Origin of the sequence: Hymenobacter sp. J193 (genome assembly GCF_024700075.1) — a bacterium.
In the GTDB taxonomy this organism is placed as follows: domain Bacteria; phylum Bacteroidota; class Bacteroidia; order Cytophagales; family Hymenobacteraceae; genus Hymenobacter.
Genome location: NZ_JAJONE010000001.1, coordinates 4,622,522 through 4,646,344 on the forward strand (window position 1 = coordinate 4,622,522; position 23,823 = coordinate 4,646,344).

General features: G+C 60.4%; 23 protein-coding genes and 2 pseudogenes. 7 read left to right on the forward strand and 18 right to left on the reverse strand.

The window, feature by feature from the left end; all coding sequences use genetic code 11:
- Positions 1-13 precede the first annotated feature (13 nt).
- The 14 genes and pseudogenes from LRS06_RS20205 to LRS06_RS20275 all read right to left on the reverse strand — a co-directional run bounded on the left by LRS06_RS20205 (position 14) and on the right by LRS06_RS20275 (position 14,913).
- Positions 14-2,311 carry a DUF5682 family protein gene (locus tag LRS06_RS20205; protein WP_257873173.1) on the reverse strand — a complete coding sequence of 766 codons (2,298 nt, stop codon included), beginning with the start codon at positions 2,309-2,311 and terminating at the stop codon, positions 14-16.
- Between the two features lie 25 nt (positions 2,312-2,336).
- The gene (locus LRS06_RS20210) at positions 2,337-3,335 is read right to left on the reverse strand and encodes a hypothetical protein (protein WP_257873174.1); all 999 of its coding nucleotides are present in this window, start codon (positions 3,333-3,335) and stop codon (positions 2,337-2,339) included.
- 131 nt (positions 3,336-3,466) lie between these two features.
- A complete protein-coding gene (locus LRS06_RS20215; protein ID WP_257873175.1) occupies positions 3,467-4,105 on the reverse strand; it encodes an SMI1/KNR4 family protein in 639 nt (212 codons plus the stop codon).
- A gap of 46 nt (positions 4,106-4,151) precedes the next feature.
- On the reverse strand, positions 4,152-4,742 hold the full coding sequence (locus LRS06_RS20220; RefSeq protein ID WP_257873176.1) for an SMI1/KNR4 family protein: 591 nt from the start codon (positions 4,740-4,742) through the stop codon (positions 4,152-4,154).
- Between the two features lie 76 nt (positions 4,743-4,818).
- Positions 4,819-5,310: an oxidoreductase, 2OG-Fe(II) oxygenase gene (locus LRS06_RS20225; RefSeq protein ID WP_257873177.1), complete on the reverse strand. Its 492-nt coding sequence runs from the start codon at positions 5,308-5,310 to the stop codon at positions 4,819-4,821.
- Positions 5,311-5,359: 49 nt separating this feature from the next.
- Entirely contained in the window at positions 5,360-5,944 is a 585-nt protein-coding gene (locus tag LRS06_RS20230) for an SMI1/KNR4 family protein (RefSeq protein WP_257873178.1), read from the reverse strand.
- A 120-nt stretch (positions 5,945-6,064) separates the two neighbouring features.
- Entirely contained in the window at positions 6,065-7,021 is a 957-nt protein-coding gene (locus tag LRS06_RS20235; protein WP_257873179.1) for a hypothetical protein, read from the reverse strand.
- A gap of 11 nt (positions 7,022-7,032) precedes the next feature.
- Positions 7,033-8,132 (reverse strand): annotated as a pseudogene (locus tag LRS06_RS25625) (AAA family ATPase).
- A gap of 252 nt (positions 8,133-8,384) precedes the next feature.
- On the reverse strand, positions 8,385-9,974 hold the full coding sequence (locus LRS06_RS20250) for a DUF5691 domain-containing protein (protein ID WP_257873181.1): 1,590 nt from the start codon (positions 9,972-9,974) through the stop codon (positions 8,385-8,387).
- Between the two features lie 84 nt (positions 9,975-10,058).
- Positions 10,059-10,397 (reverse strand): hypothetical protein, encoded by a 339-nt coding sequence (locus LRS06_RS20255; protein WP_257873182.1) that lies wholly within the window; start codon positions 10,395-10,397, stop codon positions 10,059-10,061.
- 14 nt (positions 10,398-10,411) lie between these two features.
- On the reverse strand, positions 10,412-11,185 hold the full coding sequence (locus LRS06_RS20260; protein WP_257873183.1) for a hypothetical protein: 774 nt from the start codon (positions 11,183-11,185) through the stop codon (positions 10,412-10,414).
- Between the two features lie 231 nt (positions 11,186-11,416).
- Positions 11,417-11,767 carry a hypothetical protein gene (locus tag LRS06_RS20265; RefSeq protein WP_257873184.1) on the reverse strand — a complete coding sequence of 117 codons (351 nt, stop codon included), beginning with the start codon at positions 11,765-11,767 and terminating at the stop codon, positions 11,417-11,419.
- A 157-nt stretch (positions 11,768-11,924) separates the two neighbouring features.
- Complete coding sequence (locus LRS06_RS20270) at positions 11,925-12,488, reverse strand: hypothetical protein (RefSeq protein ID WP_257873185.1); 564 nt, start codon at positions 12,486-12,488, stop codon at positions 11,925-11,927.
- A 124-nt stretch (positions 12,489-12,612) separates the two neighbouring features.
- Complete coding sequence (locus tag LRS06_RS20275; protein ID WP_257873186.1) at positions 12,613-14,913, reverse strand: RND family transporter; 2,301 nt, start codon at positions 14,911-14,913, stop codon at positions 12,613-12,615.
- Between the two features lie 139 nt (positions 14,914-15,052).
- Between LRS06_RS20275 and LRS06_RS20280 the strand changes: the two genes are divergently transcribed.
- The 7 genes from LRS06_RS20280 to LRS06_RS20310 all read left to right on the forward strand — a co-directional run bounded on the left by LRS06_RS20280 (position 15,053) and on the right by LRS06_RS20310 (position 19,340).
- Positions 15,053-15,292 carry a hypothetical protein gene (locus LRS06_RS20280; protein WP_257873187.1) on the forward strand — a complete coding sequence of 80 codons (240 nt, stop codon included), beginning with the start codon at positions 15,053-15,055 and terminating at the stop codon, positions 15,290-15,292.
- Between the two features lie 15 nt (positions 15,293-15,307).
- On the forward strand, positions 15,308-15,832 hold the full coding sequence (locus tag LRS06_RS20285; protein ID WP_257873188.1) for a DUF4265 domain-containing protein: 525 nt from the start codon (positions 15,308-15,310) through the stop codon (positions 15,830-15,832).
- A gap of 20 nt (positions 15,833-15,852) precedes the next feature.
- Positions 15,853-16,350 carry an SRPBCC family protein gene (locus LRS06_RS20290; RefSeq protein ID WP_257873189.1) on the forward strand — a complete coding sequence of 166 codons (498 nt, stop codon included), beginning with the start codon at positions 15,853-15,855 and terminating at the stop codon, positions 16,348-16,350.
- A gap of 127 nt (positions 16,351-16,477) precedes the next feature.
- Positions 16,478-17,365 (forward strand): serine hydrolase, encoded by an 888-nt coding sequence (locus LRS06_RS20295; protein ID WP_257873190.1) that lies wholly within the window; start codon positions 16,478-16,480, stop codon positions 17,363-17,365.
- Positions 17,317-17,973 carry a serine hydrolase gene (locus tag LRS06_RS20300; protein WP_257873191.1) on the forward strand — a complete coding sequence of 219 codons (657 nt, stop codon included), beginning with the start codon at positions 17,317-17,319 and terminating at the stop codon, positions 17,971-17,973. Before LRS06_RS20295 ends, LRS06_RS20300 begins: the two co-directional genes overlap by 49 nt.
- A gap of 205 nt (positions 17,974-18,178) precedes the next feature.
- Positions 18,179-18,973, forward strand: coding sequence for a thymidylate synthase (locus LRS06_RS20305; protein WP_257873192.1), 795 nt, complete (start codon positions 18,179-18,181; stop codon positions 18,971-18,973).
- 145 nt (positions 18,974-19,118) lie between these two features.
- Positions 19,119-19,340 carry a hypothetical protein gene (locus LRS06_RS20310; RefSeq protein ID WP_257873193.1) on the forward strand — a complete coding sequence of 74 codons (222 nt, stop codon included), beginning with the start codon at positions 19,119-19,121 and terminating at the stop codon, positions 19,338-19,340.
- A 93-nt stretch (positions 19,341-19,433) separates the two neighbouring features.
- Here LRS06_RS20310 and LRS06_RS25630 read toward each other — a convergent pair.
- The 4 genes and pseudogenes from LRS06_RS25630 to dprA all read right to left on the reverse strand — a co-directional run bounded on the left by LRS06_RS25630 (position 19,434) and on the right by dprA (position 23,244).
- Positions 19,434-20,239, reverse strand: a pseudogene (locus LRS06_RS25630) (aminotransferase class IV).
- A gap of 9 nt (positions 20,240-20,248) precedes the next feature.
- Positions 20,249-21,148 carry a hypothetical protein gene (locus tag LRS06_RS20325; RefSeq protein ID WP_257873195.1) on the reverse strand — a complete coding sequence of 300 codons (900 nt, stop codon included), beginning with the start codon at positions 21,146-21,148 and terminating at the stop codon, positions 20,249-20,251.
- Complete coding sequence (locus LRS06_RS20330) at positions 21,145-22,077, reverse strand: hypothetical protein (RefSeq protein ID WP_257873196.1); 933 nt, start codon at positions 22,075-22,077, stop codon at positions 21,145-21,147. The genes LRS06_RS20325 and LRS06_RS20330 overlap by 4 nt, the downstream gene beginning before the upstream one ends.
- Positions 22,078-22,104: 27 nt before the next feature.
- Positions 22,105-23,244: a DNA-processing protein DprA gene (gene dprA, locus LRS06_RS20335; RefSeq protein WP_257873197.1), complete on the reverse strand. Its 1,140-nt coding sequence runs from the start codon at positions 23,242-23,244 to the stop codon at positions 22,105-22,107.
- Between the last annotated feature and the right edge of the window lie 579 nt (positions 23,245-23,823).

The following is a 23,823-nucleotide window of genomic DNA, read 5'->3' on the forward strand; positions in this document are numbered from 1 at the left end:
GATTATAGGCTGCTTAAAACCCGAGCAGTTCCCGCAGCCCCGGCAGTACCCGCAGGCCGCGCTCCAGATCGAAATCCTCTTCCCCGGCTACGGCAACCGGCTGGTGGCCCTGGCGGGAAAGGTCCAGCAGCTGGCGGCGCTCCGGCAGGCTGAAGTCGGTGAAGGCGCGGCGCAGCAGGGGCACGATTTCGCGGAAAGTGTCTTCGGGCAGCTCCCCGAGCCAGTCGTTGAGCAGGTCGAACAGGGGCCGGTGGTGAAGCAAGAGCAGCCCGCTGCCGCTGAGGAAACCCTCAATCCAGGCGGTGGCGTAGTCGGTGGGCTGAGCCGGGGCCAGGGCCAGGCCGAGGGCTGTGGCCGTCGCTTCCGGAGCCAGTTGGTGGGCATCGAACAGGAGCCGCCCCGCCGCCCCGGCCAGCAGCCCCGACGAAGCCGGATTACGCAGCACCACGGCCAGGGCCTCGTACCAGTCAGCTTCCTGGGCATCGTCCTGCAGGAGCCGGATGGCCTGGTGGGTGCCTTCGATGCGGGGCAGCAGCTGGCGGGCCGCGTCGTAGTCGAGGCCGGTGCAGGCCTGGGGCAGCCCGATGCACAGGCGCGGCACCAGATGGTGCACCACCGTGGCTACCTGGGCGGTTTCAGTGCGGCGCACGTTGCCGTAGCGCAGCACATTCACCAGCGGAGGCAGAGCGGCCAGCAGGTGCGTCACGTCGCGGGTGCCGGCCGACAGGGTTTCCAGCCGGGCTACCAGCGCCCCGATGGCCGGGCCAAGGTCTGCCTGCAGGGCTTCTTCCAGCAACTGACTCACAGCTTCCAGATCGGGCGCTTCGGCGGCGCGGGTGGTGGCTTTGGCGGCGGCCGCGGCCAGTACGGTATTGCCCAGGCGGCCCGCATCCAGCACATTGAGGGCGTATTCGGGCTGCCATTGCAGTTCCCACAGCTCGTGGAAGGTGCCGGCCTTACCCTGGGCGCGGCGCGGCTCACCCCACGGAATGCCCAGCAGGCGCAGGCGGTGCAGCAGGTGGCTGCGGCTTAGGTCCAGCTCCTTGCGCAAGTCCAGGTCGAGGGTTTTGGCGGTGGCTTCGGGCTTGAGGCGGGTGACTTTCTGCTGCAGCTGCAGGTCCTGCTGCAGGGGCGTGGCCGGCTGCTCGGGCGGCACAGCGCCCAGCCGCTCCCCAATCACCAGCTCACGGTGTACCAGGTCCAAAGTCTCGGCGTAGCCCCCGCCCAGAATGGCCACGGCGGCTTCCTGCAGCTCCTCAATGCCCGGCAACTCCCGCCCGCGTACGACGGCCAGGGTTTCGGCCAGGCGCACGCCCTCAATGGCGTGGGCGGCCGAGGCGTCGAGGTCGCGGGTGCGCAACAGCCGGGCGGCGCGCACCATCCAGTGCGTGACGACCTCGGCCCGGGGTACCGTGAAGAGCAGCTCGTACCAGGCCGGTGACAACACGCCCGCCCCGTAGCCCGAGGCGTAGGAAAGTCGCTCGAAGGTCCACGGAATCCAGGTGGCGGCGGTGGGTACTTTCTTCAGGCCCTTGAGGCGGGCTTTATCTTCTTTTTTGAGCAGCTCGGGCCGCAGCACTGGCGCGTGCCAGGCCCCGCACACCACCGCCACGCGCTGGTAGCCCTGCTGCAGGGTGGCGCGCAGGGTTTCGCGCATGAAGGCCTCCCGGAGCAGGGTTTCCTCGGTTTCGGGCAGGGCCAACTCCTCGCGCAGGGCCGTCATCATGTCCAGTACCACCGCGAAGGTGTCGGCGTGGCCAGGGGCGTGCTCCAGGCGCAGCTCCCACCACCGCTCCCCGTCCGTGTAGCCGTCCAGCTCGGCCAGGTAGGAAATGGGGTCGGTTTTGGGGGAGGGCAGTGGGGGCGCGTCTGCTTCCGGAAGTACCGTTGTTTCGCTCTCGGGTTCGAGCGTGGGTGCGTCAACAGGCAGTTCGGCTTCAGCAGGTTCAGTACTCGGCAGCACCTCCTGACTTTCGGCTGCTTGCTCTTGGGCGAAGCGCATACTCGCCGGCAAATCGAAGCAGCGCAGGTGGGCGCCGTGGCGGTGGCACCACTGGATGGCCTGCCACTCCGGCGAAAACTCCGCGAAGGGCAGAAACGAAGCCTGCTGGTGTTGCTTGGGGTTGTAGACGAGCAAGGCCACGGGCGGCACCATCTCGGGGTGCGTGGCCGCCGCCAGTGCTGCCTCGGCATCGGCGGGGCACTCCAGCAGCACGATGTCGGGCTGATATTCGTCGAGGGCCTGGCGCAGGCTGGCGGCGCTGCCGGGCCCGTGGTGGCGGATGCCGAAAAGGCGGAGGTCGGTGGGCATCGGGGAAGGAAAGCAGGCTTGGAAGTTAACAGTCGGAATCTTCTGCCCGGCTCACCGCCACGCCCACCTGCTGCTCCAGGGCAGCAGCCAGGTGCGTCAGCGTTGGGGAAGAGTAGGCGTCCTGCAGGTGCAGGCTACCGATGGACAGGAGCATGGCCCCGGCACCTTTCGCCGGGCGTAGGGTAAGCAGCTCTACGGCCGGCAAATTGGGAGGCGTGAGGACAATGGTATCTTGGCAGTTGGAAACCGCCCAGGCTTCCTGACCAGGCACGGCCCAGAGGGCCACCTGCTGGCTTTGCAGACGGTTTTGCACCAGCGTGGGCGTTTCGCAGAGCCCCTCCCGGTACAGAGCCCGCTGCGACTGTCGCCACTGGGTAGCCTGCCGGGCCGCGTGGGGCTCAGCCGAGCCGTAGTCGGGCATGTAGAAACCGCTCTGGGGCTGTTGCAGCTCGAACAACTGCAGCTGCTCTATGCCCTCAGCGCGGGCGTTGAGGTCGGCCGCCTGGGCCTGGGCAGCCTCGTAAAATGGCCGGGCAGCGGTTAGCTCGTCCTGCCAATCCAGAAACAGCCCGGCAGCAGCCAGCCCCGATTCTGTCCGTCTGATGCCCCCGAATACCGACAATGACACGCGCAGCGTGGGCCACTGCCATATTACCGAGTGCACTACATTGCTGGAAACAGGGTTCTGGCCGGGAAGCGGCGTATTCTTCGTTGGTGGGCCCAAAAGCTGGGTCAGAGGCTGCACCCAATAGGCTGCGTCAACCGGTTGCTTGCCGTGGTAGCCGGGCGGTGGGGCTAGCTCGTAGCTCACCTGCATGACGGGCTTGTGGCGGGCCGGGGCGCGCAGGTTGAGCTCCACGGCTGCCAGGCCCAGCACCGAGCGGCACGCTCCGTGCAGGTTGGGCCAGCCGCCGTACGCCGGCAACCACTGCCGGGGAGCCAGCCGCTGCTCCACCTCCGCCAGGCTCAGGCCCCAGGGAATCAGCCGCTCGTCAATGGGGTAATGCTGCAGGTCGAAAGGCACGGGTGGCAAAGGTGAGGTGAATAGCCCAGAGGCGGAAGTCGAGGGGCATGAGCAAAAAAGCGGGCCGGGTCTGTAGGTTATTTCCTGATTCCTGAAAAATAGCCTACAAGCTGGGGCCTAAAAAAGCAGGGCTAGGGCCGGGGCACTGACTGCCAGCGGCTGGCATTGTACCAGTTCACCAGGTCGATAGTAGGGTCCGGGGCCAAAAACTCGTTGTCGTCTTCCTCCAGCGCATCGGGGTTAAGGGAATACAGGCCTTGCTGCAGGTCCTGCGCAAAACCGGTTAGCAGGCTGGTTACTGAATCGGCTACCAGAAAGGCAGTTTCCTCTACTTCATCCAGGAAAATCACCTGCCCGTAGGTGCCGGCCGGGGTGGGGTCCAGGTCCACGTACAGCCACGCGTGCGAGCCATCGAAGCCCAGACTCAGCCAATACGGGTTCAGCACATGGTCGGCGCGCACCTCGGCCGTGGTGTGCTCCAAGGGAACGGCCTCGGTATGCTGCGTGCGGGAATGGAAGTTGGCCGCTACTTCTTCCAGAGGCAAAAAGCTCAGGCCATACACGAAGTTGCCGAAGTTCTCGACCTCCTCATCCAGGCCATTATGCCAGCGGTACAGGGCCTTGTAATCGTCCGGCAGCGGCCGGCCGAGCACCTTTTCCAACGCCGCCAAGGCTTCCTCGGACGCACCGGGGTTTAGCGACACGTGCAGGATGCGGGGGGCGTGCGTCGCCAGCCAGGTTTCAATTAAGTGAAGGGAATCAGAGACCATAAGATACGGGAGAAAATTGAGGCGTAATTACTGCTGTTACTTCAAATCAGCCTGCTTCAAATGCCAAGGGGAAGCCGCTGGGATACTCAAGCTCCAGGTCTTCCGTCTGCTCGTCCGTTAACTGCCCTTGCGCCCCGGCTTGTTCGTAAGCCTGCACTACCGCCCGGAGCCAAGCCGTGAGGTCGGGGAAGAGGACCGTGCGCTGCTCCATGTCGTGCCATTGCTCCAATACCTGCCCCGGCTGTCCGGTAAAAGTGCCTTCCAGATCAAGGCAGATATGGTCACCACCGCCGTTTTCGAGGAAGGGTACCCAGTTGGTTTGCCACCAGTTGGGCATGAAATATTCGCCGGCCGCCAGCAACTCACAGTTCACCCGCATCGACTCAGCGACGCTGCTCAAGGGTGCTAAGCTGTTGCCCTGTATAAACTCGTGATTCTGAAAGATGCTCTTGGACTCCAGATGCCCGTTGTGCCAGCCATACCACTGGCGCAGTTCCGTCGGCAGCTTCAACTGAAACGCTGCTTCCAGGGCATCTAATTCAGTCGCGGTAGCTGGCGGTGCCAGGGTAGCGTAGTACTCTGGGCGGTGCTGTTGCAGTAGGGTATCTAGGCGGGAGAGGAGTTGCTGGAAGGTCATAAAGTGTTTGGAAATCAGCCTGCCTGACTGGTGCGGTACAAAATATCCGTACGTAGCACATACTTTCGGCCCTGAGTTATGGCACAGCCTTTATGACGCAACTCATGCCGGAAACACAGGGCCGTGCCCCGCTGGGGGCCACGGTAAGGTCTTCGAATTCCGTGGCTCCCCCAGAAAAGTCGTCGTTCAGGTAGAAGAGCAGCGTCCAGCGGCTGGCTACCTGCTCACTCACCCGGATGCTGCCATCCTTGTGCTTGTTGAACCGCTCCCCCACGTCGTAGCGGTAGAAGCGGAATTGCTCGTAGAGGCCGACGGGCGTGGCTCCATCGGCTTCGGTGGGTAAGGCTGCCCGCACGCGTTGCCAGAAGGTTTCGGCCAGCACGGCATCTGCGTATTCCAGCCGATAGTTGTTGCGGATTCCCTTCAGCATTTGCGCGCCGGAGGGTGTCGCTACGCCTGCTTCCGTAAACCCAAGCTCCTCACTGCGGGCAATGAGTGTCCCGCATTCGGCCGGGCTAAGGAAATCGGGAATCTCCAGAATAGAATCGGTGAGGTAATGGGCAGACATAGGGTGAAAAAAGGTCGTGGGAGCGGCAGAAAACAGGAATGCAGAAGCCTTAGCCGGCTCGAAACGCAAGCGGAAACCCTGCTGGCGACTCTAGCTCCAGGTCAAGAATTTGCTCATCGGTCAGCTCGGTCTCGCCCGTTTCGGCCAGGGCTGCTTCGTAGGCCTGCACTACAGCGGCCAGCCAGGCCGTGAGGTTTGGGAACACCACGTCGCGCGGTTCCCAGTCGTGCCAGTGCTCAATGAGCTGCCCCGGCTGGCCGGTGAACGTGCCTTCCAGATCGAGGCAGACATGGTCGCCGCTGCCGTTGGTGAGGAAGGGTACCCAGTTGGGTTGCCACCAGTTGGCTGCATAGTCGCCGGCTTCGAGCAGCTCCCGGTTGATGCGCATGCTTTCGGCCACGCTGCTCAGGCTGGGACATTCGTAGTTGGCCACCAAGCTTTCGAAGCACTCCTCGCTCTGGCCGTTGTGCCAGCTGAACCACGCCCGCAGCTCCGGGGGCAGCGTCAGGCCAACTTCCGCCTCAAACGCCGCTAGTTCGGCCGCCGTGGCCGGTGGGTTAAGCTCCTCGTAATACTCCGGGCGGTGCTGCTGCAGGAGGGTGTCGAGGTGGGAGAGGAGTTGCTGGAAGGTCATAGAATGGTTTGAACGAGGTTGGCGTCGCTGCCGGGCCTGTGCTGTTGAATACCGAAAAGGCGGAGGTCGGTGGGCATATGAATTTTTACGTGAATCATAAGGCGCTACTTTGCGCACAAGTCAAAGTCGCTTTTTCAAGGCAGTGTCCCAAATCACCTCCCATACCCCATAACTGTTAAATAACCAAAGTTTTCCCTTACGGTCACAGCGAATGCCGCTGTCGGGATATGGAGTGATTATGATGTGTCTTACCTGCCCCTCATCAATTCTTAGTAGATAAAATGGCGAAGGACTAATAGCTTCCTTGCGAGCCGTGATATACAGGCTACGGTTACATTCACATACACTAGAAATTCTGTCGACAAAATAAATGCTTGTTACCCTATTCCATTTCGCCTTATCCTTTTTTAATATATCTCCATTGTCCAAAAATTTGTACTTGCTGTCGTTGTAATCTTCCAGCAGCCGCTCCTCATTAAAATGGGTGTTCAGGTATTTATAATCCAAATCAGGCAAGTGCTCTATTAACTTCCATTTCCGTTGCGCTAAACTCTGAAGTTCAAATACGTTTCCTTCATGAGTAATTAGCTCCAGTGGTTTTCCGGGTTCTGAGAATATAGACATCGGGATGAAATGGGTGTCCGTGAGGGCCAATTCCACCCAGCTGACACCTAGGTCATATGAATACATAAGTTTTGCCCCAATAGGGCCAACGTGTATTCTTTCAAAGCATTTTAGTCCCCATAAAACCTTGTTTGCATCAACCGTGATGTTGTCAAACTCCACGTAGTCAGACCTGCTGTCGTCTGCGTGTATAGTTTGCCATTGTTTTCCTGCGTTAGTGGATATTGATAGACCTCCGTGGCCTTTTACGGCAATCAATGTGTCACCAATGAGCAGCAAGTCAAATACATAAGAACTGTCGTGGATGATCAGATGCGAATTTCTTTTCAGCTCGACAAGTGACAATGAATCGAGTTTTAACTGCTGTGGTGATATATATATCTGTTTCTGTCCACGCTTTTCGCTGCAGGATGCCAAGTGTAGTAGCAGTGCAAATAGGATGATGCATTTCATGTTGAAAAATCTTACTCCACCACCTCCCGACACGCCCGGTACAGGTCCTTCCAGCCGTCCCGCTCTTTCACCACGGTTTCTAGATATTCAAGCCAGACGATGCGGTCCTGCACGGGGTCTTTGAGCACGGCGCCGGTGAGGCCGGCGGCAAGGTCGTGGGCGCGCAGGCTGCCGTCGCCGAAGTAGGCGGCCAAAGCCAGGCCGCTGTTCATCACCGAAATGGCCTCGCCGGTGCTGAGCGTGCCGCTGGGGCTTTTGAGCTTGGTTTTGCCGTTCTCCGTCACGCCCGAGCGCAGCTCCCGGAAGATGGTTACGAGGCGGCTGATTTGCTCCAGGGCCGGGGCTTCTACGGGCAACTGCAGGGCTTTGCCCTGCTTTTCCACCCGCGTCTGCACAATGCGCACTTCCTCTTCCTGAGAGGTAGGCAGCGGCAATACCACCGTGTTGAAGCGGCGGCGCAGGGCGCTGCTCAGCTCGTTCACGCCCTTGTCCCGGTCGTTGGCCGTGGCTATGACGTTGAAACCGCTCACGGCCTGCACTTCGGTGGAAAGCTCGGGGATGGGCAGCACCTTTTCCGAGAGCATGGTGATGAGCGTATCCTGCACATCGGAGGGAATGCGGGTAAGTTCTTCGAGGCGCACGAGGCGGCCTTCCTGCATGCCTTTGAACAGGGGGAGGGCACCAGCGCGCTCAGGGAAGGCCCTTCGGCAATGAGACGGGCGTAGTTCCAGGAGTAGCGAATGGCATCTTCCGAAGTGCCCGCCGTGCCCTGCACCAGCAAGTCTGACCGGCCGCTGATGGCCGCCGTTAAGTGCTCCGACACCCAGCTTTTGGCCGTGCCCGGCACGCCCAAGAGCAGCAGGGCGCGGTCGGTGGCCAGGGTAGCCACGGCAATTTCCATCAGCCGCCGCTGCCCGATGTACTTGGGCTCCACCTCGAAGCCATTATCCAGCTTGCCGCCCAGCAGGTAGGTGACGGTGGCCCAGGGCGAAAGGTGCCAGTTCGGCGGCTTGGGCCGGTCGTGGTCGGCGGCGCGCAGGGCGGCCAGTTCTTCGGCGTACACATCCTCGGCGTGCGGGCGCAGGACGTTGGAAGGAGCAGTAGTGGACATAGAGGAAAGTAGAGTTAGATGCTAAAAGTGTGTTTTCTCAAATGAGGAAAAAAGGGAGGTGCTGGTGAATCAAATCGTTGACCGTCATGCTGAGCTTGTCGAAGCATCTCTACCGCTTCGTTACTATGTTATTGATTAGCCAGAGGTAGAGATGCTTCGACAAGCTCAGCATGACGTTCTATTTTCGAACAGCTAGATGGTTTTTTGTCGATTAATGAAGCACCTCCAACCCATCCTCATCTGTATAGCTTGCTAACCGGGTGACGGTGGTTCGTGTAGGGCTTCGGCGAGCTGCTGGCGGAAGTGTAGGGTGTTGAGCAGGCGGGCGAGGCTGTTGTGGAGGTAAGGCACATCCTGCAGGAGAGGCTGCAGGGGCTCGGCGCAGAGGCTGTATTGGTCGGCGGGCACCACCCTGGCCATGTGTTCCAGCAGTTGCGAGGCCGCGTACTGGATGCGGTACAGCTCGGCGGGCTTGCTGAGGGCTGTGCGCAACACCTCCACCACACGGCGCGTGAGGCGCTCGGGCCAGGGCGCGGGTATCAGCAGTAGCAGCGGCAGCCAGCGTACCTCGGAATGGAAGTGCGGGGTGGCGTTGATGAGCGGCAGCACCAGATCGGTGAGGCGGGCCGCCGGCAGAAGTTGCGCCAGACCAGCGGTAGGCAGCACGGGGAGTTGCTTGCGCGGCTGCTCGTAATACCATTCCAGCAAAGCCTCAGCCCATTCGGCATCCCGGTGTAGCACAGTCGCCTCAGCCCAGGCCGTGAGCAGTAGTGCGTCCCATTCAGTGCCGACGGCGAGGTCGAGGATTTTGGTGGGGGAGAGGTTCCAGTGCTCAGTCCAGCGGCGAGGCGGAATAAGGGCCAGAAGCTGCCCCAGCAGAGCTGCTTTTTCGCCCTGAAAGCGGTTATCCTTCTGCTCGATGCCATCCGTGAGCCAGGTTTTATCCCAGTCGGTGGCGGGCAGTTCTACCAGCAGCTTTTTGCCCAGGAGGTTACTTTTCAGGCGCACCAACGGTTCGGCCCGCTGCCAGAGCCTTTCCGTTAGCGCGCTGCCGGGTAGGCGCACCAATAGCGGCAGCACCGTTTGGCGCACCTCCTTGCTTTTGGCAGTGAGGTACTGGGTCAGCAGGGGAGCGTCTTCGGCGGAAAGCCCTTCCTGCAGCGTTGCCAGCAGCTGGGCCTGGTGCTTGGCGGGCTCCTGGGGCAGTACGGCCGCCAGCAGCTCGCGGGCGTGAGCCGGGTCGCGGCGGCGCAAGGCTTCCAGGTACAAGGCCCGCTGCCCGATGGTACCGGTTTCCCAGCCCGTTTCCTCCGTGGCCTGCTCCGAAGCCGCCAGCAACGCCTGCCAAGCTAGATTTTGAGTTGCCAACCAAGCACCCCGCTGTCCCAGGACGGCGGCCGCGACGCGGTGCAGAGCAGAACGGGTGCGGGCGTATTCGAGCAGCTGCACCAGCAGCTGGTGCGGCACCCGCCGCTGGCTTTCGGCCAGCGCCGCCAGAAACTCCGGCAGCAGCTCGGGGTATTGGCCTTCCAGGAGCTGCTGGAGCAGCTGCGTCCCATTGGAGCCAAGGGCATCCTGGATTTCGGGAGCGGCTACTGCTTCCGGTGGTTTCCCGGTAGCGGCAGGTTGGTATCCGGCCTTGCGGATGGCACTCAGCACGCCGGCCGTGAGCAGGGCTTGCTTTTCGCGGAGGTCGGGCGTGTCTTCGGGTAGGGTGAAGCCGGGCACGGCAGGTAGCTCGTCGGGGCTTTGGCGGGTGCCGAGCAGGCCGATGCGCTGCAGCCGCTGCCAGTCGGCGCCGGGCCGCAGGGTGGTTTCCGGGTTGGTAGCGGGTTCAGGCATCGACCAAACTGTTTGCAGGTTCAACCACGGTATTCCAGCCCACCAGGGGGCGCAGGCCCTGCCCGGTCCATTCCCCGAATACCGTTAGCGGCTCCCCCCGCTGATGGCGCGCAGCTCCCAACCTGATAAGTCGTCGCAGAGCAGAGGAAAGTCGGTTAAATTCTCTTCCGAGGAAGTCGAATCCGCTTGGGTTTCTGTGCTGGTTGAATTCAACGGAAACCGCAGCACCCAGCCATCAGTCGCGGGAGTGGGGACACCGCCCTTGAGCAAAGCCGGCCACTCGCGCAGCCAGGGCAGGCGACTCAGCGCGTCGGCGTATTCGTCCAGCAACTGGCCGGGTCCAATGCCACCGGTGGGGAGAGGGTTGCCGGGCTGAATTCCCAGAAAGGTGAGCTGGCCGGGAATGGCCCGCAGCGGCAGCAAACCGGGATAAAACGTCAGCTCCCCCGCATAGGAGCCATCGGGCAGCAGGGGGTGGTAAACGGCTGGCCGCCGAAGGAAAACTCCACCACCAGCGCAAACCGTCCGGTTTGCGCGCCCCGCAGCCAGGAGCGGCGCACCGTCAGGCGTTCTTCCTCGGTCGTTGTCTGAGCCAGTACGCGCCACTCGTCGGCTACGGCGGACTGGGTGGCCTGCACGTCTTCCTTTTTCAGGTTCACGCCTACCTGTTGCAGCACTTCCTGGCGCGCTTCCTCAGATAGCTCTGGGAGGCGCAGAAAAGTCCGCACCAGCAGGTACAGCTCGCCCAGGCGGGCCAGCATCCGGGCGGGCCAGTCGGCACCCTGGTGGCGCAGGGTGGGTAGCTCGCGCACTACTGTGGCCAGTCCGGGCAATTGATTATCCACGAGGCGGGCGGCTTGGTTTTCCCAGAAAGTGCGCGTTTGCTGGTCGGTGGCGGCGAGGCCGGCCCGCATGATGTCCACCAGCCAGGTTTCCAGCTCCTGGGCCCCGCGCTGCATACGCGTCTGGCGCTGGGCTTCCCGCTTCTGGCGGGCTGCCTCGGCTGCTTCAGCAGCCCCCGAATCGGTAGCTGGCGCGGCGGCTGGTTCTGCTTTAGCTACTTGCTTTTCCTGGGTTTGCAGGCGCTTGTCCAGCCACTCCTGCAGCCACTCGGGGGCGTACTGCCGCTCAGCAGCTGGGGCTGACGGGCCAGCAGCAATAGCAGCCCCGCGCCGTGCTTGCAGGGAAACACGCGGCTGGGGCAGCTGCATTTGAATGCCGGGGCGGTGAGGTCGATGCCGGTTTGGTAGGGCTTGCTGCCACTGCCCTTGCACTCGCCCCAGGCGGCGGTTTCCGTCTGGCCCAGGTTGCTCCACTTGGCCGGAGCGGCCAGCTCCTGGCCGCGCTTGAGGGTGCCGGAGTCGGTAATAAGGGCACGAGCCTGTTCTTCGGTCCAGGTCAAAACGATGTCGTGGTTAGGTGTGCCGGGGCAAAGTAGGCGTTCAGACCGGAAATACCGCGCCGCAACTCGGGCATTTATGCAGCACGGTGCCCGCGTAGTACAGCCGCTGCCACCATTTCGGGCGGGGTAGCGGCGCCGACCCCTCAGCTCCGCAGCGGGGGCAGCGGAGGGCTTTCGGCGTGGTGCGCTGCTGCTCAAACACTTCCACCGTGTCCCGCGCCAGCGGCACGTCGGCCTCCTCAATCAGCAGCTGGTAGTACATTCCGTCGCCAAACGGAAACGAAGGCGGCCCGCAGGTTTTCACCAGCGCGTCCACTTCCGCTTTTTTCAGCAGCTGATACAGCGCTACCGCCTCGGCATAGCTTAGAAACTGGGCGGCGGGGACGAGCATAAGAGGAAAGAGGCGGCGTTGCTATAGTCTAAAGAACGTCATGCTGAGCGGAGTCGAAGCATCTCTACCGCTTCGTTGGATGATGCAGACGAAGCGGTAGAGATGCTTCGACAAGCTCAGCATGACGGTTTACTTAACCAACATCAGTAACATCGTTCTACTTCCGCCGCCGGGCCGGGGCAGCACTCAGGCGGCCGCGCAGCTTCAGCACGTAAAACAACAGCCCGGCTGATAGCGCAGCCAGGGCGGCGGCCAGCAGCTCGCGGCTGGTGCGGGCCTGAGTGGCTTCGTCGGCAGTGGACTGCAGCTCCTGAAGCTTCTTGCCGCGCTGCCGGTCCCGCTCCTGCAGGTTGGCAATCTGGTTTTCCAGGTCGTGGAATCGCTCCCGGGTGCTGGTCTGGTCGGTCTGGGCCACGTTGGCCAACTGCTTTACCTGCTGGTTTTCGACTACTACGGCGGCCGTTTTACGCAGCATAGCGGCCTGCACGGCCCGCACAATCTCGGTGTCCTTGCGGATGATGCCTTTCAGAGCGTCCACCACTTCCTGCAGGTCTTTCTTGCTGGGCTTGTTGGCCAGGAAAGCGTTGCGCTGGGCGGCGGCAGCCTCGTACTGCTGTACCATTTGTTGGCGCTCCTGAATCAGGCGGGGCAACGGGTCGTCCTGGGCGAAGGCAGTTGTGCAGGAAAAGGCGAGCAGGAAGGGCAGGAGGCGTTTCGTCATAGGGCGGCAAAGATGGAGCATAAGAATTTAGCCCGCAGAGGGCGCCGAGGTGTACGCAGAGGACGCGGAGGTCGTTCTTCTGCGGCCTCTGCGCAAAACCTCCGCGGCTTCTGCGGGCTAAAGTCTACCCGCCCAACGCCGGCACCGGCTGGCGGATTTCCTTTGGCCGGTGCCGGTAGAACGCCAGAATCAGAATCGGCAGCAAGGTCAGCTCGGCTACTACCCCAAACAGCAGCGTGAGTCCGATGAGCAGCCCCACGTAAAACGTGCCATCAAACGAAGAAAATATCAATGTGGAAAACCCGCCCACTAAGATCAGGGACGTAACAATAACGGCTTTGCCAGCCATCAGGTAGGTTTTGCGCACGGCCTTAAATAAGCTGGGCTCCTGGAGCAGCACCAGTTTTAGCTTGGAGATAAAGTGAATGGTGTCATCGACGGCAATGCCGAAGGCAATGGTGAAGATGATGCTGGTGCTCACCTTCATGCTCACGCCAGCCGCGCCCATCACGCCGGCCACAATCAGGATGGGCACCAGGTTGGGGATGAGCACCACCAGCGTCATGCGCACCGAGCGGAAGAGCAGCAGCACAATGAGCGTCACCATCACCACGTCGATGCTCATGCCCGTAATCATGTTGCGGGTGAGGGTTTCGTTGTTTTTGTCGATGAGGTTGGCCGAGCCCGTGAGGCGGGTTTGCAGCACGGTGCTGTCCACGGACGTGCGCAGAAACCGGCGCAAATCGGCATTCAGCGCATCGGCCCGGATGGAGCCCACATCGGGCATGCGGCCGGTCAGGCGCCCTTCGGTGCCGTCGGGCAAGGCCAGGGCCCGAAACTCCGGCTTCTTGCGAAACAGCTTCACCTTGCGAGTCAGGCGCGCCAGCTCGGCTTCGGAGTCGGGCAAGCGGCACTCTTCCAGCAGGCCGCCGTTGAGGGCCTTACGCACCGATTTGATGATCGTGACGGGCGAGGCCACGAAGTTCAGGCCGTAGGTTTTCAGCAGGTAGTTTTCGATTAACTCGGTCTGGCGTAGCACCGCCAGGTCGTAGATACTGCGGCCGGGTGCGGGCTTCAAATCCAGCTCGAAGGGCCGCACGCCGGCAAACTGTCGCTCGAAAAACACGAAATCCAGCTTCACCGGGTCATTCTGCGAGAGGTCGTCGAGCAGGGCCGAATTGATGCGGATGCGCGAGGCCGAAGCCACCGACAGCCCTAGTACCAGCGCGCTGATGGCCACCACCCAGTGGCGCCGGGCCAGCACCGTCCGGAACAGGCGGCCCAGTACCCCGTCCCAGCTGTGGCCGGTTTCGCGCGGGATGCGCAGCTGGGGCTTGCGCAGCAGCAGGAGCATGGCCGGCAGCAAGGTGAAGCTGAGCACGAAGGTGAGCAGCACCGCAATGCCCGTAAACAGCCCGAAGTTGTAAATCGGCCGGATGGTGCTGGTCATCAAAGTGAAAAACCCGATGCTGGTCGTCAGCGCCGAGAGGCCCGAGCCGAACCCCGATTCCTTGAGGGCAATCAGCAGGGAGTCCTTTTTGCTGGCCCCGTAGCCCAGCTCCGTAACGTAGCGCGTGATGATGTGAATGGTATCGGACATGCCCACCACAAACAGCATCACGGGCAGCAAAGCCGTCATCAGATCAATGCTCACCCCGAAAGCCGACATAACGCCCAGACCCCACACAATGGAGCCCAGCACCACCACCAGCGGCAGCACCACGCCCCACCACGTGCGGAACGTGAGCCACAGCAGCCCCGTCACGAGCACCACCGAGAGGCTCATAAACACCAGCAGCTCCATTTGCAGCCGGTCCACAAATACCGACTGGGCCACCAGCTTGCCGGCCAGGTGATATTGGCTCTCCGGGATGCCCTGGCGCGCCAGCTCCGTGCGCACGGCCCCCAGCAGCGAGTCGCCGGGGGGCTTGCTGAGGTTGGGCGACGTCTGGAAGAGAATGGTGGCGGCCCGCGCATCCCGGGAAATCAGGTTGCCCACAAGGCCCGGCGTGCGGTACACCAGCGCCGAGTCCTGGGCCCGGCGCGCCGGCTCCTGTGGGTGCAAATAGGGCACGTTGAACACGCCCAGCCCTTCCACCACCGGGTTGCTGGCCGTAGTGGGCGACGACACCTGCGTGACGTGCCGGCGGCTTTGAATAAAGCGGGTCAGCGAATCGACCTTGGTCAGGAACCGGGGCTCGAACACGGTCTGGCCGGCCGGGGCTTCGAGGCCCAGCAGCACGTAGTCGTTGTCGTTGCCGAAGCGCCCGGAGTACGCCTGGTAGTAGTCCAGGTCCGGGTCGCCGGCGGGGTAGAAGTCGTTGAAGTTGTAGTTGAAGCGCAGCTGAGCGACGAAGAACCCGGCCAGGGCCGTGAGGAGCCCGAGGGCCAGCAGAGTAAGGTGCGCGAGTCGGCGAAGGGGCATAGGCAAAGAAAACGCGCTGCGCTCAGGGGCTTACCGGCCGAGGCGTGCAACGGGCCGCCGGTTATTTGCTACCTTAGAGCAGGCGGATAGCCAACCGCTGCTTTTCCGGTTTTGTTTCCTGTTTTCCCCAAGTACTGCCATGAAAAACGCTTTGCTCGCCCTCGCCCTGTTTGCTTTTGTAGGTTCGGCCTCGGCCAACGAAGGCCCCAACGATGCCAAAGGCAAAAAGTCCAAGAAAGCCACCGCCAGCCTTACCAAAGGCAGCTGCACGCCCGGCGAGAAACCAGCTGCGGGCGGTTCCTGCTGCGCGAAGAAAGGCGCCAAAACTGCCGCGGTAACGCCGGCGCCAGCGGCTGCACCGGCCGTGAAGTCGATGTAAGGGATATACGTATGAATGGAAACACCCCGGGCCATAGGCTTACGGGGTGTTTTTGTTTTCAAGGAATTTACAAAGAATATGAAGCCAATAGAAACAGCAGGAGCTGTTAAAGTAATTTTCCGCTTCTTCAACACCGTTCTTGATGAGGACTATGTGGAGAGTATGTGGGCTCAGATAGTAAATCAAGAGCAGGGCTTATACCAGCTGGATAATATCCCGTTTTTTGTGACGGGTTATGCTTTAGGTGATGTCGTGCTAGTGGAAGAAGAGGAAGGAGAACTGGTTGTGAAAGATTTGGTGGTTGAATCCGGCAACACAACGCTGCATATTATAGCTATGCAAGCAGATGTAGCAGGTAGTATACAGCAGGCATTGGAGAAGCTCGGGTGCAGTTGGGAAGGCAGCCATTTGCCTGGTTACTTTTCGGTTAATGTGCCTCAAACGGTCAAATACGCGCCTATTAAGAGATATTTGAAGCAGGCTGAAAAGCAAGGTGCACTAGGCTTCAGAGAAGCATGCCTGGTACATAATACAAGATGAGTAAGCAGCAACACGTAAGCATGTCAACTATTGAGGTCCTCACACGCATCAACGCTCCTCAGGAAAGATGCTTCTATCTGGCGCTGAGCGTTGATCTGCACGCGGTTTCTGCAAGTAAGACACAGGAAGAAATCATAGGCGACATTCGAAGTGGCCTACTGAGGTTGGGCGACTCTGTTACATTTCGGGCTCGTCATTTCGGGGTGTGGCAACGCCTGACAAGTAAAATAACCGAGCTCGAGGCACCGGCTTTTTTCTGTGATGAAATGCAACAGGGAGCCTTTCGGTCTATGCGGCATGAGCATCATTTCACGTCTGTAGATTCGGTTACCGTCATGCGTGACGTTTTCCAGTTTGAGTCTCCATTAGGTTGGCTAGGTAAACTAGTCGATGCATTGGTGCTGAAACGCTACCTAAGCCGTTTTCTGGAAGAGCGGGGGCGTGTAGTAAAGCACTACGCCGAGACAGATGCTTGGCGGGAAGTATTGCCGGAAATTGCCCGTCTTTCGGAGTTATAGCTAAGTGGCTTTCTGCTGCGGCCTCATGGAGTCACAATGCTAGGGTAGTAATTATTTAATTAAAAACTTGATGACGGGCTGTAACCTTTTCGGGTAGCGGCAGTGTCCTGGGGAAATACAGACTTCTATGACTGCAAACCGCGCTATCCTGCTTACCTGCCTGTTGATGCTGGAAGCTTCCTTTGCGTTTGGCCAACCCACGGGGCCCGCCGCAAGCAGCAACGCCCAAAAACAGCTTGACTTAGTAATGCAACGGGTGGGGGAGGCGTTCATCAAAGAGCCTACCGCGTTGGGCCTTTCGATAGGCATTGTTAAAGACGGACAAACCTACTTTTACAATTTCGGCACCACGGAGAAGGGTACAGGCAAGGTGCCCACCCAGCATACTATCTACGAAATCGGCTCGGTCAGCAAGACGTTTGCCAGCCTTCTGCTGGCCCAGGCCGTGCTGGAAAAGCGGGTGAGCTTAGCGGATGACATCCGCAAGTACCTGCCCGGGAAGTACCCGAACCTGGCCTACGCCGGTAAGCCCATCCGGCTCGTGCATTTGGCTAACACTACCTCGGCCCTGCCCGACAATGTGCCCGACCGGAGCGCTATGCTGCAGCAAGCCCCGTCCGATTCAGTGCCGTTCCTTATTCTCAGGGCGGACCGCGCCTACACCAGGCAGGATTTCTACGCCGAACTGCACTCCGTTAAGGTGGATACCATGCCCGGGCTGATTCCGCGGCATTCCAACACCGGGGCGCAGCTGCTGGCCTACATTCTGGAAAGCGTCTACCAGGCTCCCTTTGAGCAGCTGGTGGAGAAATACATTGCGCAGCCGCTCCAGATGCGCAGCACTCTGCAGGCAAAAGCCGGGAACAGCCTGCTGGCGGTGGGGCACAACGAAAAAGGCCACCGGATGCCGTACCACTTCATTGAGAGCCTGGAGCCTTCGGGGGCTTGCGCTACAGCGCGGCTGACATGGCGAAGTACCTGGCATATCAGCTCGCAGAAACCAACAAGGCCGTAGCCCTAACTCATCAGACAACCTGGGGAAGCGTGGACGAAGAGGCCATTGGCCTGAACTGGAGTGTGCGCAAGACCCCGGACAGCAAACGGCAGTTCGTACACACCGGCGGCACCTTCGGCTTTGCCAGCTACTGCAGCTTTTACCCTGAACTGGGCTTCGGCCTCGTGCTGCTGGTCAACGAATCGGACCGGGCAACGCAGGGGCGGCTATGGGCCCTGGCCGACCAGATACAGGAAGGCGTGTACGGCGCGCCGCCGGCCCTCCAGGCCTTCCGAAACAGCCTGGCAGCTACGGAGTATAAGCAGGCACTTGAGGTATTTAAGGCTGTCAGAAAAAAACACCCTGAGCTGCACCTGTCGGAAGAATTTGTAAACGAATGGGGCTATACGCTGGCCCGGCAGGGCAACGTCAATTACGCCACTGAGCTGTTCAAGCTCAACGTGAGCCTGCACCCTGGCAGCTGGAACACCTACGACAGCCTAGCCGAATCCTACGAAATGCAGGGCAATACCGCGCTGGCCATTAGCAACTACCGGCAGTCCTTGGCCCTGAATCCGAAGAATACCGGCGCGGTAGAGCACCTGAAGAAGCTGGGCGCAAATAAATAGCGGCAACAGGAGCTTGGATACTACTTTGTAGGACAGCATAATGACCGGACGTTGTGCTAACCCCGCGTGAAGAGCCGCTCCAACCCGAGCGGCTTTTTCTTGCACAGCCATATTCGCTAAGCCGGCATTAGAGTCAATAAACCTTGTCGGCCTCGGGCTACTTTCTTTACTTTTGAAGCTGTATCCTTCTTAGCTTTCCCTTCCGATGCGCCAGTACCACGCCCTGCTCCAACACATCCTCGACCACGGTACCCGGAAAACCGACCGGACCGGCACGGGCACGCTCTCGGTGTTTGGCTACCAGATGCGGTTCGACCTGGCCGAGGGCTTCCCCCTGGTGACAACCAAAAAAGTCCACCTCAAAAGCATCATTCACGAACTCCTGTGGTTTCTGCGCGGCGACACCAGCAACCAGTCCCTGGAAGACGTGGGCGTGTCGATTTGGCGAGAGTGGGCCGACGAAAACGGGCAGCTGGGCCCCATCTACGGCAAGCAGTGGCGCAGCTGGTCGGCCCCCGACGGGCAGAGCATCGACCAGATCAGCCAGATGGTGCACCTGCTGCGCACCCAGCCCGACTCGCGCCGCATGGTGGTATCGGCCTGGAACGTGGCCGACTTGCCCCTCATGCGCCTCACGCCCTGCCACGCCCTGTTTCAGTTCTATGTAGCCGACGGCAAGCTCAGCTGCCAGCTCTACCAGCGCTCCGCCGATGTGTTCCTGGGCGTGCCCTTCAACATTGCCTCCTACGCCCTGCTCACCCTTATGATGGCGCAGGTGACCGGCCTGGAGCCCGGCGAATTCATCTGGACCGGCGGCGACACGCACCTTTACAGCAACCACCTGGAGCAGGCCCGCCTGCAGCTCACCCGGGAGCCGCGCCCCTTGCCCCAGATGCGTCTGAACCCCGAAGTGCAGGATATTTTCAGCTTCCGGTACGAGGACTTTACGCTGGAAAACTACGAGCCCCACCCGGCCATCAAAGCTCCGGTTGCGGTATAGGCGTGTTGCCCAGCCAACTGCTTGTCAGGCTTCCTTCTATAGGTATAGGCCTATTCTTTATAAGAAAGTTATAAGTAAATGAATCCGACTGCCATTGCCAGTTCGTAAGATGAACCAGGAGTTGTTCGTTCTTACGTTCTCGGTTATGGCAGCACTGCAAGCATCTTCGATAACTGCGCTGACCCGCCAGCAGCGGGCATGGGTGGCCCTGTACTCCGTAGCCGCGGGCGACAAGCCGCTGCCTCAGATTCTGGAGGAAAATGACGTAACGGAAGCTGACCTGCGCGAGCACGAAGAAAGCTGGCGCACCATGCGGGCCCGGCGTCAGCAGCACCCCTCCCGGCTTGCCCTGGCCGCCTCGGCATAAATTGCCTCTTGGAAGTTGCCCGTTGCTAGTTGTCAGCGCCAGTTAGTTCATTCGCTACTGACAACTAGCAACGGGCAACAGCAAACTCATAGCTCATTTACTGGCCAGCAGGTGAGTGAGCATAGCCGGGTGCTCGGGCGCATAGTGGTGCTCCTGTAGCTGGGCAACCCACCGCCAGCCCGCCACATTTGCCGTCAATACTGCCTCAGCTTGGAGCAGCTCCTCGGGCGCGGCCAGCACTTCGTGAGTAGCTATGCCCAGCGACGATGCGCGGGCCAGCAGGTGGGCCCGGTGTACGCCCGCCACGCAGCCCGTGGCCAGGGCCGGGGTGTAAAGCTGCTCATCCTTCACCCAGAAAATGGCGGCTGAAGTGGTTTCGGCCACGTGCCCGGCTGCCGACAGCAGCACCAGCTCATCGAGGCCGCGCTGCTGCCGCTCCCGGGCCGCCAGCACGTACAGCCATGCCTGCGGCCCTTTGCAAAAGCTCAGAGGAGAATAGATGGCGTGCGTGCCCAGCGCAAAGGCCACCCGCGCAATTGGAGCTTCATTCGGCACGAAGGGAGCCGCCGTTGCCAGCCATTCGGCGGAGGATGTTTCCGGGGTGTAGAGGCCCCCCCGGCCCGCCAGATTTGCAGACGCACCCGGGCGGCCGTCAGCTCATTGGCCGCTGCCAGGCGCCCCATTTCCAGCTCCAGTTGCTCGGCCGATGCCAGGGCTTCCGGTAGTTCCAGGTAAAGGGCGGCGGCGGCGGCCTGCATCCGGGCAAAGTGCTGGACGCCAAAGCGCAGCTGCCCTCCCGCAAAAATCAGGGTTTCAAAGAACCCGTCGCCGAAGGTGAAGCCGCGGTTGGGCAGGGGAAGGGCGGCAGTGGGCAGCAAGTGGCCGTTGAGAAGCAGCATCAGCAGAAATTAAGGGCGGGCTACGTGGTACGGCACCCGCAGCTGGAACGTGCTGTCACGACCATTGATGCGAATGCGCATTGATGCCTGCCAGCTGGCGGGTCCAGGGCGGGTTGGGGCCTGAAAACTTACGTGCCCTATGCCATCGGCATCTACTTCTACGGGCCGCCCGTTGCAGAACATCTGGGCACCCTTTACGGCCAGCACCTTCGTTACAAAAAAATCAGCGCGGTATACTTCACCGGGGGCCACGGTGCTGGATTCCGCCGAGGCCATAATTCTTAAGTTGCTGGGTAGTTGCTCTGCCCCAACCCGGCGGGCCATTTCCTGCTGAATCCCCATTTCACGGGTCAGTACATCTGCTTCCAGCTGCGTGAGAGACGCCAGGGCCACTACCACGGGAGTATTTTGAAAAAGAGGGAAAGTCAGTTGCACCGAGTCGCGGAGGTATGGCTGCCGGGTTTGGGTTGCGTATTGAGCCACTTGTTGCTGCAGCTGCCGTTCGGCTGGTGTACCCGACCCTATGTACCGCGTTACGTTGTCGGCCTTGTTGTAGCGGCGCAGCCCAGGGGCCCCCGGCACGTTGCCCGTAGCTCGAAGCAGTGCTTCACGGTGAGCCTGCAGGGCATTGAGCAAGGCGTTGGTCTGACTGCGCAAGCTTTCGGCGGCATGAAGGACGGCTAGGTCGCTACGCTGGCTCCGATTTTTAAGAACAGACGCCTCTATGCCTTTTAAGCGGCCTTCTGCTGCCTGATTATTGCGCTCATTCAGCCCGGCGAGAGTCCAGTCGAGTTCCTCCAGCTGCCTGTCCAACCGGTTTTGCAGGGCCTGCTGCTGGTAGAAAGCATACACCATAGCGCATAGTACTGCCACGGTCAGGCCAACCAATATTTTGGAGAGTCGGCTCATGGCGCAGTTGGTTTAACGATGAAATAAGGCACCGTCACTTGCCAGGCAGTATCAGATGGATACCCCTCCGCTCGGATAACTCCCTGCCACTGGGCCCGTACCGTATCGGGCTGCGCTGGGCCGGCGGGTGCGGTTTGAAGCTCAACCTTAGCATGCCCAGGGTACAGCAGTTGCACTGGTTTACCGTTGACAGTGGCTTTCTGAAAATGGCCATCGGAAATAGTTTGGCCCAAAAACAATTGACTACGGTAGGCAGCACCAGGTGCCACCGTCTTGGATTCGGCCACTGCCTGCAGGGCAATCATATTAAAGATGCCTTCAGAATTGACTCTCATGATTTGACTCATCAAAGCTTCTTCACTGTAGCGTCTTATCTGCGCCTCCACCTGAGTAAAGGTAGAGAGCACGGCTGCCAGGGGCCTATTCTTAAAGTAAAAGGCTCCGAACTCGCTTGGCTTGGAGTAGGTAGCGAAGACCTGCGTTAGCGGGGCGGCGTTGGGAACAAATTGCCGGATGAAAGCAACGTAACTATCGAGGTGGGCAGCCAACACGGTGATACTTGCCGGAGCCACTGTCACCAGGGTAGATGAATTTTGGGTGCTGGCCTTAGCCGTGCTGAGCTGCCGCCGCAAGGTTTGCAGGGTATCAATAATAGTTTGGGTGCGGAAGCCGATTTGCTCGGCCCTGCGGAGCACCGCCACATCGCGGATATTGTTACGGTTGCGACCAACTACCCGCTTAATTCCTCGGATTGTGGTCCGGTCTTGTTGCTCTGCCAGCCGATTGTTAGCCGCTAACCGGAGGTCGAGTTGGGTAAACTGCCGCACTACGGCCCGCTGCCGCACAGGCCCACGATAGTAGGCCCAGCCCGCCGTGCCGAAAGCAGCGGATGTCAGGGCAAGTAAAAGAAGCTTTTTAATAGGGCGCATAGCGGGCGTTAAACAGGTCAGGATAGTTTAGACGAGCCCAAACCGTTTGCCCGGAAGCGCCCGCACCAGCCCCCGAAACTCCAACCCCAGCAGGAGGGAAGCTACCTGATGCACGGGCTGTTGAGCTTTCCAGGCCAGGGTGTCGAGGTGTTCCTCCCGGTTGGGCGCGGCCTGTAGCACGGTCAGCAACCCGAATTCTTCCGCCGTGAAATCCAGTGGGTCGAATGTGGCAGGCGCCTGGGGCTTGCCGGTGAGGTGGAGGGCGAGGTCCCAGTTCAGCACCTGCTCGATGTCGGCTGGCTCGGAGTACAGCGCGGCTTTGTTGGTTTTGATCAACTCGTGGCAGCCTTCGGAGGCCGCCGAGCCCAAGGGCCCGGGCACCGCCAGCACGTCCCGGTCGTAGCCCTGGGCCAGGTCGGCCGTAATCAGCGCCCCGCCTTTTTTCGCGGCTTCAATCACCACGGTGCCATCGGCCAGCCCGGCGATGATGCGGTTGCGGGCGGGGAAGTTGTACTTGTCGGGCGGAGTGCCGAAGGGAAATTCGGTAAGCAAACCGCCTTGGGTGAGCATCTTCTCCGCGGTTTTGCGGTGGGCGTGGGGGTAAATCACGTCGAGGCCCGTGGCCATGACGCCCACCGTTTCCAGCCCTTCCTGCAAAGCCGCGCGGTGGGCGGCAATGTCGATGCCGTAGGCCAGCCCGCTTACAATCAGCGGGCGGTGGGAGGCTACGCCGCGCACCAGCCGCTCGGTTTGCTCGCGTCCGTAGTCGGTGGCCTGGCGGGTACCTACCAGCGCCAGGGATTTGGGCTGGTTGAGGTCGGCGGTGCCCTGGTAGTAGAGCAGCACCGGCGCGTCGGGAATCTGCTTAAGGCGGGCCGGGAACTGCTTGCTGGTGTAGAATAGCAGCTGGATGCCTTCCTTTTCCGCTTTCCGCACCGCTGCTTCCGCCTGCTGCAGGGCCGCCGTACGCTCCTTGCCGGTCAGCACGGCCACCGTGGCCGGCCCCACGCCCGGAATCTTGAGAAGCTTGCCCGTTGGCAGGTGCAGCACGTTCCGCGCCGAGCCCCCGTAGCTCATCAGCTGCCGCGTGAGCTGCGGCCCCACGCCGGGAAACAGCGTCAGCGCGACTTCGTGGATTAGGATATCAGCAGAAGTAGGAATAGTCATTCCATCGAATCAATGCGCAAAGGCGCGTTCAAATGCACGAACTTTGGTAGTATCGGTAATCTGCCAAGGTATCTTTAGAAGACTATCGTAAGGAATTGGTGTACACCATTGTAGGCCAGGAAGAATTGGACTAACGATTACCCGCCGTGGCTGGCCACCCCATGGAGTATGCAGCAGTTGATGAGCAACTACCCGGTTTCCCCAGCGGTAATGGATTGAAATTGTATGCCAATCGTAGAAATGATACGGGGTGCGCAACTGGGCAGCAAAAACTTCATCAAGTCTGAGTAAGCTGAAGCGGATTTTTCTGAAAAATCTGGGGTCACTATATCTAAGTGGTATATGGTCATTATACCTATAATGATTAATGCTGTATTGTAACTGCAGTAGCAAAAGGGGTACCCAGAGTAGCCATGGTATAGATTTCCAGAACCTCGGCAAAATCTTGGTAGACGTTCTGAGCCACTGTGTCGCTGGAATAACCAAAAACCAGAGTCCCCATCTCGGTATGTATGTTAGCTGAATCGGATTGAACTCTAGTGGAGTGAATGAGGTGAGCAATACCAGTATCAGGCTCAC